This is a genomic window from Pseudomonas sp. (genome assembly GCF_028293835.1).
Taxonomy (GTDB): domain Bacteria; phylum Pseudomonadota; class Gammaproteobacteria; order Pseudomonadales; family Pseudomonadaceae; genus Aquipseudomonas.
In genome coordinates this window covers 1-10,072 of the sequence record NZ_JAQGNX010000171.1, presented here as the reverse complement: position 1 = coordinate 10,072, position 10,072 = coordinate 1, and the positions used below count along the sequence as shown (strand labels likewise).

The window sequence follows — 10,072 nt, the reverse complement described above, 5'->3', positions numbered from 1 at the left end:
GATCGACAACGCCGCGCGGGCTTGTGGTCTGTCGCGGGCGCACTTCTTTGCGCTGTTCAAGAAAGATACCGGCATGACGCCGACCCTGCTGCTTAACGACGCGCGCATGCGCCGGGCTTTTGCCTGGTTTGAGCGTGAGAGCAGTGGAACGTTGGGCCTGTTGTCGGAGAACCTCGGGTTCTCCGAGCAAGGTCATTTCACACGGTTTTTCCGTCAGCACAACGGAGCTTCACCCAGCCAGTATCGGCGTGTCGTGTATTGTTATGCGACGGTCTGAACCGAGAGGAGGACGGGGGTATTGGGGTAATACTCCCGCCGATGAAGTGAGTCTTCCATCTTGAAACTGGCGACTTTTATGGACTACGAAATTTGCAGAGTCTATTAATTGTCCAGACAGTCATAAATCTCTTTCATGCGTTCTTCGCGCATCAACTCAAGTTCTTCTTTAGTTTCGGCTACCCACTGCAGGATGAAGTCCCAGCCATCGCAGTCGTGAGCGTCCGCTTCTGCTTCAAATGCTTCTTTCAGAAATTTAAGGCGATATTCTTCTGGCGAGAGCCCGCAGTTTTCAGCGAGGCTGTAGTTCAGCTCACTGAGTTCAAGTTGGATCCATAAGTTGGCGTCCAGGAATTTCTTCAGGGCGAGTTCGCCTCTAAGTTCTTTTGCGATCATGAATGCTCTCTTGTGGCATACAGTAAGTAGCTGGTTGTTCGAGGTCGGCCCAGCGCTCAATCGGACTATGTCAATTTCCTGCCATCATCCATCCTCGAACGCCATGACTTTCACTCAGCTCTTTCACGACTCGAGCCGCGTCCTGCTTTTGTTTATACGGGCCGATGACGACAAAGTTGTTTTCTTTACGCGCTACCGGCAACTCCATCTGCTGAATGGCTTTTAGTGCGCGATGGCGGCTGGGTGTGTCCAATGCAATTTCGACAACCCATAGGCCGGATGAAGGCGTGGTTGAAGCTTCTTTTTTAGCTTGGACAATGTAGCCGCCGCACGTCAAGCACGGGCGTTCTAGCGTGATTAGCGAGCCTGGTACGGTGCGAAAGACATGCCATTGCGGATCAATGGTTTTTTTGCGGGTAAAGAGTGCCAAGAGCAGGCCGGTAAAAGCAATCAGGCCGCTGAGAATAATTGTCCATTTGTGTGCCTGTGTGGGCAATGAAGGCAGCATAAGTACTGGTGTTTCGTCTGGCTTTTCGATCAAAAACTGTACGGCGTCAGTCACCGTTGAGTCGGGTATGCGGGATTCGTTTTTCTCACGGTGCGCGAGCCCGTCGGAATGTTTTGTACTGAGCTCTGTCGCAACTTTATTAGCGGTGTCATCGAGTGGTTGTTCGAACTTTGTCACTTTTTGTTGGTTGTATGAATTGTCGACGTTATTTTGACAAATTGGTCCTGTGGACGTGTAGATCCATAGTAGGGCTGATAGTTGTCCAAAAACCCCAGTTACCAGCAAGCCCAAACCCAGCTTTCGCACGGCACCATCTCCAAAAGCGTTAGAGCCGAGTGTGTGAGAAAGGCGCAGGGAGCGCCTTGCCTGGGGAGATGGAGTTCTGCACTGGGGTCTGAAAATTTGCCTTAGCGTCTGATTTTCAGGGCTTGGACCAGACAGAATTGCCGGTCAGGGATGTGGAAGCGGGATGGCTCAGGAAAGCTTCGATTTCTGCACAGAGCATCGGTTTGGCAAAGTAATGCCCCTGAAAAATGTCGCAGCGACTGCCCTTCAGGAAATCCACCTGAGAAGCAGTTTCCACGCCTTCGGCAACCTTCTCCGCCGAACAATCTTGTATAGGTATAGGGGGTATGCCTATCATGCAACTTGCATAGGTAAGAGGGGTATCCCATGGGTCATATTGCGTCCAACAAAGACGATCTTCTCAAACGCGTTAAACGCATCGCCGGGCAAATCCAGGCCGTTGAGCGTGCGCTGGAGTCCGATCTCGATTGCGCCAAAACATTGCACCTGGTAGCGGCCACACGTGGAGCTATCAACGGCTTGATGGAGGAAATCATTGAGGATCACGCCCGAGAACATGTAGCGAACCCTGCGCTCAGCGAAGAGGAACGCAACAAAGGTGTGGAAGAGCTTCTTGAAGCCATCCGCCGTTATTCCAAGTGACGTCAACAGGTACAGGTACAGGTTCATGAGCACCAGCATCAATCACGCGCACGACCACGTGTTCCTTGGGTCTGCGCACGAAGAAAATGCCAAACGCACCCTCTGGGTCGTGGCGCTTACGGTGGTGATGATGGTTGGCGAAATCACCGCCGGCTATATCACTGGCTCGATGGCGCTACTTGCCGATGGCTTTCACATGGCGACTCATGCCGGCGCTTTGGGTATCGCGGCGTTGGCTTACGCATATGCGAAGCGCCACGCCTCCAGCAAGCGTTACAGCTTTGGTACGGGAAAGGTTGGGGACTTGGGTGGATTCGCTTCGGCGCTCATTCTCGGCATGGTGTCACTGGCAATCGGCGTGGAGTCAGTCATGCGCCTCTTGCAGCCAACAGAGGTTCAATTTGGCACCGCTACGCTGATTGCGATTGTCGGTTTGATCGTCAACATCGTTAGCGCACTTCTGCTGGGCCATGGCCACAGTCATGGGCACGATCATGATCATCATGACCACGGGCATCATGGACACGATAACAACTTGAAATCAGCTTACGTCCATGTCATCGCGGATGCTCTGACCTCCGTGCTGGCCATCATGGCATTGCTCGCGGGTCGATACCTTGGATGGGTATGGTTGGATCCTGCGATGGGGATCGTGGGCGCCATTGTGATCGCGCGTTGGGCATGGAGCTTGATGAGTGTCACCTCAGGTGTGCTGCTGGATCAAACGGATGAGCACGTCGCAGAGGAAATCCGGGAGCTGGTTGAGAAGCCCGGCGATGCAACTATCACCGACCTGCACGTCTGGCGGGTTGGGCCAGAAGCGCATGCGGCTATTGTCAGCGTCGTTGGCGAAGCTACTGCGAACGCCGATTGCATTCGTGAACGTCTCAAACCTGTTCACGAAGTCAGCCATCTGACTGTCGAGTTTCGACTCGCCTGATTTCTAGGGCAAAGGGCTCTCATTGAGTCCCTTGGCTACTGTCTCCCTACACACGGTGCAGAGTGCCTCGCTTTTTTTCATCTCCAAAGGAGCCCGCTATGCCCGTAGGCAAACGTGAACTTGCGCGGATTGAGCGCCTTTTAATTACAACGCTTACCGACGCATGCGAGACAGCAAAAGGTGAAATCAAAGGCTTCATCTGGCTCACCCACACAGCTGACTTAGACGCACTTGCTGAAACCCTGAAGGTGACTTGGGTGTTTGAAACCTTAGCCGACAAAAAAGTCGCCCAAGCCAGTACGAAAGTGCGGATTTTTGAGCTGACAGCTATGGCGCTGATCGAAGCAAACATCGATGTAAGGACTTCTGATCAAACTGTCCGGTTCGACTCAGAGGAGGAGTGCCAATGTATTCATGGTGGTGATTGGCACAAGCGCCTTGCGCAATCTCGCTTAACCAAGGGTTATTGACGATGGCTAAAGAGATTGAAAATCCATGCATTTCGGTTTGCCAGTTGAGTGGCGATCTGTGTGTGAGTTGCGGGCGCAGCAAGGAAGACATCAGGAAGTGGAAACGCATGAAGCGGCCTGAAAAAATGGCCGCTGTGCAAAGGGCGAATGTACGTGTGAAGCTGCTGGTATCGAACGGGTGCTGGCAGGACTACGTGAAACCATTACCGATGACGACCATCTGCTGGCAGCTGCAAGTACCATCTTCGATGGCCTGCTCGCCGGGTTCGTGAAAGAGGAACAACCCAATGAGTAAGGTATTGGCATCCGCAGTTGAAGAGGATCTGTCGAGGCCGGAAGCGATCAGCTTACGTGAGGCGTTCTGGTTCTGGCTGAAGCTCGGTTTCATTAGCTTCGGTGGGCCAGCGGGACAGATTTCGATCATGCACCAGGAGTTGGTCGAACGGCGACGCTGGATTTCCGAGAGGCGCTTTCTACATGCCCTCAACTACTGCATGTTGCTGCCTGGGCCTGAGGCTCAGCAGTTAGCCACCTACATCGGCTGGCTGATGCATCGAACCTGGGGAGGTGTGATCGCCGGGGTGCTGTTTGTGTTGCCCTCGCTGTTTATCCTGATTGCGTTGTCGTGGATGTACATCGCATTCGGCGAAGTCCCCGTGGTGGCCGGCATCTTCTATGGAATCAAGCCCGCCGTGACGGCCATCGTGTTGCAAGCAGCACATCGTATCGGCTCTCGGGCATTGAAGAATAATTGGCTATGGGCGATAGCGGCGGCTTCATTTGCCGCAATATTCGCGTTCAATGTTCCGTTCCCGCTGATCGTATTGGGGGCAGCGTTAATCGGCTATATCGGGGGGCGCCTGGCGCCTGAGAAGTTCAGAACAGGCGGCCATAGCGCTGCCAAAAAATCCTTCGGCCCGGCCTTGATCGATGACGACACCCCATCCCCCGAACATGCACGCTTTAGCTGGCTGAAGCTGGCAATGCTGGCACTTGTCGGTGCAGTGTTATGGGCATTGCCGATGGGGATTTTGACCGTCCTCTTTGGTTGGGACGGCACCTTGACCCAAATGGGCTGGTTCTTCACCAAAGCGGCATTGCTGACCTTTGGCGGGGCTTACGCTGTGCTGCCGTATGTCTACCAAGGTGCAGTCGGTCATTACGGGTGGTTAACCCCGACACAGATGATCGACGGGCTGGCGCTGGGAGAAACCACACCAGGGCCGTTGATCATGGTTGTGGCTTTCGTCGGCTTTGTCGGGGCCTATGTCTCGCAACTGTTCGGGGCTGATCATGTATTTCTGGCTGGGGCTGTCGCTGCCTCTCTGGTGACATGGTTCACCTTCCTGCCCTCTTTCCTGTTCATTCTTGCAGGCGGCCCGCTGGTGGAGTCGACCCACAACGAACTTAAATTCACTGCACCGCTTACCGCTATTACAGCGGCGGTGGTCGGGGTGATCCTCAATCTGGCGTGTTTCTTCGGCTATCACGTGCTTTGGCCGAAGGGCTTCAGCGGCAGCCTGGAATGGCCATCCGTGCTGATCGCGATAGCGGCGGCGATTGCCTTGTTCCGCTTCAAGCGGGGCGTTATCCAAGTGCTGATGGCCTGCGCGCTCGTCGGGCTGGCAGTGCATCTGCTTCGCTAGAAAGCACGAGTTGATGAGCAATCTTTGGCGGGCCGGGCTCGCCAAATCACCCAGCCTACTGAACCAGACGATCTAGCATCGACCATCACTATGGATGGTCATACTTCCGTCTGTTCCGCCATTTCCAGAGCATCATCGGCCTCGATTCCCAGGTATCTGACGGTGCTTTCAAGCTTCGTACGACCAAGCAGGAGTTGGACCGCTCTCAGGTTCTTCGTCCTGCGATAAATCAACGATACCTTGGTTCTACGTAGCGTGTGAGTACCGTACATAATTGGGTCAAGGCCAATGGCGGGCACCCACGCTTTGACTATTCGAGCGTATTGTCTGGTGGAGAGATGGTCTGAGTCGTGCAGCCGGGTCGGAAACAAGAAGTCCTCAGCACGAAGGCGGGCCTGATGCATCCAAGCCTCCAGAACCGTTCGTGTTTGCTCAGTGATTTCAAATTGCACTGGGTGCTGAGTTTTCTGCTGCATCACGATGGCCCGTGACGACACATCCTCTCCATGGGCTATATCCCGGACTTGCAGCTTGGTTAAGTCACAGGCACGCAGTTTGCTGTCGATAGCCAAGTTGAATAGCGCCAGATCCCGTGTCTTCTCCGCAAGCTGGAGTCTGACCCGAATGGCCCAGATATCTCTGACTCGAAGCGGGGCTTTCTGCCCGACAAGCTTTCCCTTGTTCCAAGGCTGATGGCTGTTTGTAGTAATAATGTTCATGGCTCGTCCTCCATGTTGAGGGAGGACAAGGGTGGATTAGACAATGAGTGGAGGTCTCTATCCGACCCTTAGCTGTCGCTCAAATAAACGGCCGTCTGAGGCGTCTGCGGTCGAAAGTCGAACTCGATAGCGAGCACATTCAGGCCTTGTACTGGATTTGCCTTTGCCACTCAGCCATTTCGGTTGTTGTGCTTTTCGTTTATTTCGAATAAAAGGTTAGCAGTGGGGGCTTAGCAGTAGCCACCAATACAGTTGAATCACAGTTATTGGAGATAATCATGAGCACCACCGACCTCACTCGCACCGTTCTTCCTGATGAGAAAGAAATCGCTGCGGCTGTGGAGTCAAGTCGCCAGCTAGCCGCATTTCTCACGACAAAACTTGAGACCCAGCGCATTGAGTTGGCTTACGAAACGCAACAGCGCGAAGTCGTTGAGCTACCTACGCTTGCCCTCCGTTTACTCGTTGAAATTCTAAGCGAACTTGCGCTGGGAAATGCCGTCAAGGTCGTTCCCATTCATGCCGAGCTGACGACTCAGGAGGGTGCGGACATGCTCAACGTATCGCGGCCTCATCTGGTAAAGTTGCTGGATCAAGGTGCGTTACCACACACCAAAACTGGCCGGCATCGTAGGCTCAAGCTTGCTGACCTGATGATTTATAAGGAACAGCGTGATAAAGCGAGCCTTGATGCCGTGGATGAGCTAGCTGCACAAGCCCAGGAATTAGGAATGGGTTAAGCACTTGCGGTGCGCGTCGATACCAAACCGGACTACCGCCCCTCTCTTTGTCAGCGGACAAGATCATTTCTAGGCTTTAAGAAATGTTTAAAATCGGTAGGTTAGGTGTTCGCGACAGTTTTTATTTGCTAGGCCATCCGCTAAACCCTTGGGAAATTGGGGGCGACAGTTTTTATTTCTGCTTTCCCCGCCGGCTAGCCCCTGTGTTTGCTGGGCTAGATGCGACAGTTTTTATTCCGTAGGATCAAAGCTCCCCCAGCCTGCGTGCATTACACGGAAAATGAGGTCTGCCATTTCATTTTCGGGCTCAGCGTGGGCACTGTAGTGGTCAACTAATCCCGGACAGTACGTTGTAAGCGTCCGGCAATACGCCAGGAAAAGGCAGCACCGATAATCAAAACGCTGCATGTCTGGATGTTGACCCAGCGGGATCTGGTGCCCAATGGATCAGCGACGGCCAAAGCCTTAAATTACTGCCTTAAACGCTGGGTAGCGCTGACGCGCTACTTGGACGATGGGGCTGTGCCCATCGACAACAATCTGGTCGAGGTGCGACACGAAGTCGCTTAATGAAGTTGTTCCCCCCAGCGGGAACCACCCGTGTCACCGGGTGAATCTAGAAGGCTGAATCAAGAGCGCCATTCGACAATGGAACGAGGCACCGCAAGGTGCGGGGTACCAATCGTGAGAGGCGTACCCTTCTGGCAGCCATAGCCGGACAAGGGCTAGATAGTCGGTATGGTGAACGCATGTGAATCTGCGCAACGATCGTTAAGTTGAGCTAGCGGAAATGGCTTACACGCTCGAACCAAAATGGTAATGGAGGTGGGAATTGCGTCTTTCGACTACGCACTCGTGACCCACATGCCTCCCGGTCGATAGCAGGCACCTAACCCGACGCACTTCAGTAGGCGGAACGTGGAAATCCCGTATCGCTCCCGTCAGGGAAAGCCGTTTGTAAAAACTGCCCATGGCGGTGCGGGCGAAGGAACGAGGAAAAAGCGAACGCCATCCTGTAATGGGTTGGATAGAGGTTGAAACATCACTTCACGCGAAAGCGGGCAGACGTCCTAATGGTCTCTCTTCACACGAGAGTAGGTAGAACCCTTTCAACGGAAGGAGAGCAAATGAACGCAGCAGCATTGGCGTGTGCACCTTCCGGCACGTCGTGGGACGGCATCGATTGGATCGCCGTACAACGACGTGTCAAAGGGCTGCAAGCGCGTATTGTGAAGGCTGTACAAGACGGCAGGCATAACAAGGCGAGAGCCTTGCAATGGCTGCTGACTCACTCGTTTAGCGGCAAAGCTTTAGCCGTGAAACGTGTGTCTGAAAACAAAGGCAAAAATACTCCCGGTGTGGACAAGGTCACTTGGAATACGCCTAGGGCCAAGATCGTTGCGATAGAGTCGTTGAAGCGGCGAGGCTACTCGCCGCTTCCGCTTCGGAGAGTCCTCATTCCGAAGAAAAACGGTAAGACTAGACCTCTCGAATTCCTGCGATGAAATGCCGGGCCATGCAGGCGCTTCATTTGCTGGCTCTGGAACCGATAGCGGAGACCACCGCCGACCCGAACTCTTATGGATTCAGGCCGGAACGCTCAACTGCGGATGCCGCCGCGCAGTGCTTTGGTTTGCTGTCACGAAAAGCAAACGCGGAGTGGGTGTTAGAGGGCGACATTCAAGGCTGCTTCGACAATATCAGCCATGACTGGCTGATCGCCAACATCCTCATGGATAAGGCGATTTTGCAGAAATGGCTCCAAGCCGGTTATGTCTACCAAAATCAGCTATTCCCCAGCCACGCAGGAACCCCGCAGGGAGGCATCATATCCCCGGTGTTGGCGAACATGACGCTGGACGGGTTGGAAGCGATGCTGGCAAAGAGGTTTCCCAACGCAAAGTGGACAGCCCGAAAAATGCAGATGGTGCGTTATGCAGACGACTTCATCATCACTGGCTGTTCGAAAGAGTGGCTGGAAAATGAAGTCAGGCCCGCCGTGGTTGAATTTCTGGCAGAGCGTGGACTACTCCTCTCTCCGGAAAAAACCAAAATAACGCACATAGGGGACGGGTTCGACTTCCTCGGCTGGAACCTGCGCAAGTACAACGGCAAGCTCCTGATCAAGCCGTCCAAGGCGAACATCGGGGCTTTACTTGCCAAGCTGCGAGAGTTGATCAAGACCAACAAAACGATACGGCAGGCTAACTTGATAGGTTTGCTCAACCCGGTTCTACGGGGCTGGGCGAACTATCACGGTCATGTCGTCGCCAAGAAGGTCTTCAACCAGGTGGACAGCGCAGTGTGGGAAATGCTCTGGCGATGGGCGGTACGTCGCCACCCTCGCAAGACACGCCGATGGTTGAAGGATCGGTATTTCAAAGTACAAGGGGCGCGTCGATGGGTATTCTCATGTGCTGAAAAATCCGCCGATGGTCGGAAGCGTCAGTACACGTTATTGGACGCCTCGGACACGCCAATTGTGCGACATATCAAGATCAAGGCTTCTGCCAACCCTCACGACCCTGAATGGGATGAGTACTTCGAATCCCGATGGGGCAAAAGAATGCTTATCTCCCCAAAGGGTCGAGCCAAGCTGTATCGGGCGTGGCTACAGCAAGGCGGCCGCTGCTGCGCATGCCTTAAACCGGTCACCAAAGACACACCATGGCATAGCCGCCATGTTGTGAAGCTGAGTCACGGAGGGACGGATGCGTCCGCCAATCTTGAGATCTTCCACCTGCGGTGCCCAAGGGATGTGCAATTTGCCAATGTCGACGATGTATAACCGGGTGCCCAATAGCGCCTTAGCAGAGGCTTGAGCCGTGTGCTGGGAAACTCGCATGCACGGTTCTTAGGGGGTTGGACGCGGGCAACCGCGTCTGACTACCCGACAACCAAATCCGGCCATGGGCACTTGGACGCTCGAACTGGTTGTTTGCAGGCTCGTTACGCAGCGGAAAACGAGCGGCGGCGATCATGAGTTTGATCCAGTCGGCGCGACTCAACGGGCACGATCCGTACGCCTATTTGAAGGATGTCCTTACGCGCCTGCCGACGCAACGAGCGAGCGAGATTACTGAGTTGCTGCCACACAAATGGCGGCCGCTTAGCTACCAAAAGTTCGTTGGGCAGACTCTCACACCTCTGTAGGGCCAACCGTCGGGGTTTTGCCTACGTCTTGCTGAGGGTATCAAACCGCATGCTTGACAACACCGCCAGTCTTATCCTTCTGGACAAACTCAAGTTCGGCCCGCAGTTCGGTTACGAGTCTTACTATCTCGCGGCTGCTGCAAAGGCGAGCCGTTGATACCCCCCCAACCAACAGGTCGACGCGACCGGTAGCTTTATCGAAAATTTGAGTCATTAAAGATCCATCACTGTTTGCGTCACACTTACAGGACAGCGGCAGAAAACTAGACTCAATGA

13 protein-coding genes and 4 pseudogenes are annotated in these 10,072 nt (G+C 54.0%); 12 read left to right on the top strand and 5 right to left on the bottom strand.

The window, feature by feature from the left end:
• Positions 1–277 (top strand): helix-turn-helix transcriptional regulator (locus tag JWR17_RS23590; protein WP_299835378.1); only part of this gene is annotated, 277 nt, incomplete at its 5' end.
• A 104-nt stretch (positions 278–381) separates the two neighbouring features.
• On the opposite strand, the gene JWR17_RS23585 is transcribed toward JWR17_RS23590, so the two are convergent.
• The 3 genes from JWR17_RS23585 to JWR17_RS23575 all read right to left on the bottom strand — a co-directional run bounded on the left by JWR17_RS23585 (position 382) and on the right by JWR17_RS23575 (position 1,763).
• Positions 382–672: a DUF6388 family protein gene (locus JWR17_RS23585; protein ID WP_299835376.1), complete on the bottom strand. Its 291-nt coding sequence runs from the start codon at positions 670–672 to the stop codon at positions 382–384.
• 70 nt (positions 673–742) lie between these two features.
• Positions 743–1,486: an SPOR domain-containing protein gene (locus tag JWR17_RS23580; RefSeq protein ID WP_299835374.1), complete on the bottom strand. Its 744-nt coding sequence runs from the start codon at positions 1,484–1,486 to the stop codon at positions 743–745.
• Positions 1,487–1,601: 115 nt separating this feature from the next.
• Positions 1,602–1,763, bottom strand: coding sequence for a hypothetical protein (locus JWR17_RS23575; protein ID WP_299835379.1), 162 nt, complete (start codon positions 1,761–1,763; stop codon positions 1,602–1,604).
• Between the two features lie 89 nt (positions 1,764–1,852).
• Here JWR17_RS23575 and JWR17_RS23570 point away from each other — a divergent pair, with 89 nt between their 5' ends.
• From JWR17_RS23570 to chrA, 6 genes and pseudogenes are all read left to right on the top strand, one after another.
• Entirely contained in the window at positions 1,853–2,128 is a 276-nt protein-coding gene (locus tag JWR17_RS23570) for a metal/formaldehyde-sensitive transcriptional repressor (protein WP_299835372.1), read from the top strand.
• A gap of 25 nt (positions 2,129–2,153) precedes the next feature.
• Complete coding sequence (gene dmeF, locus JWR17_RS23565; protein ID WP_299835370.1) at positions 2,154–3,068, top strand: CDF family Co(II)/Ni(II) efflux transporter DmeF; 915 nt, start codon at positions 2,154–2,156, stop codon at positions 3,066–3,068.
• A 98-nt stretch (positions 3,069–3,166) separates the two neighbouring features.
• Positions 3,167–3,538 (top strand): hypothetical protein, encoded by a 372-nt coding sequence (locus tag JWR17_RS23560; protein WP_299835368.1) that lies wholly within the window; start codon positions 3,167–3,169, stop codon positions 3,536–3,538.
• 2 nt (positions 3,539–3,540) lie between these two features.
• A pseudogene (locus tag JWR17_RS23555) lies at positions 3,541–3,699 on the top strand (DUF1289 domain-containing protein); the annotation flags it as partial.
• Positions 3,696–3,833 (top strand): annotated as a pseudogene (locus JWR17_RS23550) (chromate resistance protein ChrB domain-containing protein); the annotation flags it as partial. The pseudogenes JWR17_RS23555 and JWR17_RS23550, both read left to right, overlap by 4 nt.
• Entirely contained in the window at positions 3,826–5,184 is a 1,359-nt protein-coding gene (gene chrA / locus JWR17_RS23545) for a chromate efflux transporter (protein WP_299835366.1), read from the top strand. The pseudogene JWR17_RS23550 and the gene chrA, both read left to right, overlap by 8 nt.
• 98 nt (positions 5,185–5,282) lie before the next feature.
• Here the strand turns inward: chrA and JWR17_RS23540 are convergent, their stop codons facing one another.
• Positions 5,283–5,903, bottom strand: a complete 621-nt coding sequence (locus JWR17_RS23540; RefSeq protein WP_299835365.1) for a tyrosine-type recombinase/integrase — start codon at positions 5,901–5,903, stop codon at positions 5,283–5,285.
• A gap of 278 nt (positions 5,904–6,181) precedes the next feature.
• Between JWR17_RS23540 and JWR17_RS23535 the strand changes: the two genes are divergently transcribed.
• The 5 genes and pseudogenes from JWR17_RS23535 to JWR17_RS23515 all read left to right on the top strand — a co-directional run.
• A complete protein-coding gene (locus JWR17_RS23535; protein WP_299835363.1) occupies positions 6,182–6,643 on the top strand; it encodes a helix-turn-helix domain-containing protein in 462 nt (153 codons plus the stop codon).
• Positions 6,644–7,009: 366 nt separating this feature from the next.
• Positions 7,010–7,192: pseudogene (locus JWR17_RS23530) on the top strand (transposase); the annotation flags it as partial.
• Between the two features lie 578 nt (positions 7,193–7,770).
• Positions 7,771–8,148, top strand: coding sequence for a reverse transcriptase N-terminal domain-containing protein (locus JWR17_RS23525; protein WP_299835361.1), 378 nt, complete (start codon positions 7,771–7,773; stop codon positions 8,146–8,148).
• 11 nt (positions 8,149–8,159) lie between these two features.
• Positions 8,160–9,431, top strand: coding sequence for a group II intron reverse transcriptase/maturase (locus JWR17_RS23520; RefSeq protein ID WP_299835359.1), 1,272 nt, complete (start codon positions 8,160–8,162; stop codon positions 9,429–9,431).
• Between the two features lie 104 nt (positions 9,432–9,535).
• Positions 9,536–9,796 (top strand): annotated as a pseudogene (locus JWR17_RS23515) (transposase domain-containing protein); the annotation flags it as partial.
• Between the two features lie 40 nt (positions 9,797–9,836).
• Here the strand turns inward: JWR17_RS23515 and JWR17_RS23510 are convergent.
• Positions 9,837–10,070, bottom strand: coding sequence for a DUF1652 domain-containing protein (locus JWR17_RS23510; RefSeq protein WP_299835357.1), 234 nt, complete (start codon positions 10,068–10,070; stop codon positions 9,837–9,839).
• Positions 10,071–10,072: the final 2 nt, after the last annotated feature.

Coding starts and splice junctions, on each gene's coding strand:
- JWR17_RS23525 (WP_299835361.1), top strand. CDS start 7,771: ATGAACGCAGCAGCATTGGCGTGTGCACCTTCCGGCACGTCGTGGGAC.
- JWR17_RS23520 (WP_299835359.1), top strand. CDS start 8,160: ATGCAGGCGCTTCATTTGCTGGCTCTGGAACCGATAGCGGAGACCACC.
- chrA (WP_299835366.1), top strand. CDS start 3,826: ATGAGTAAGGTATTGGCATCCGCAGTTGAAGAGGATCTGTCGAGGCCG.
- dmeF (WP_299835370.1), top strand. CDS start 2,154: ATGAGCACCAGCATCAATCACGCGCACGACCACGTGTTCCTTGGGTCT.
- JWR17_RS23560 (WP_299835368.1), top strand. CDS start 3,167: ATGCCCGTAGGCAAACGTGAACTTGCGCGGATTGAGCGCCTTTTAATT.
- JWR17_RS23535 (WP_299835363.1), top strand. CDS start 6,182: ATGAGCACCACCGACCTCACTCGCACCGTTCTTCCTGATGAGAAAGAA.
- JWR17_RS23570 (WP_299835372.1), top strand. CDS start 1,853: ATGGGTCATATTGCGTCCAACAAAGACGATCTTCTCAAACGCGTTAAA.
- JWR17_RS23540 (WP_299835365.1), bottom strand. CDS start 5,903: ATGAACATTATTACTACAAACAGCCATCAGCCTTGGAACAAGGGAAAG.
- JWR17_RS23585 (WP_299835376.1), bottom strand. CDS start 672: ATGATCGCAAAAGAACTTAGAGGCGAACTCGCCCTGAAGAAATTCCTG.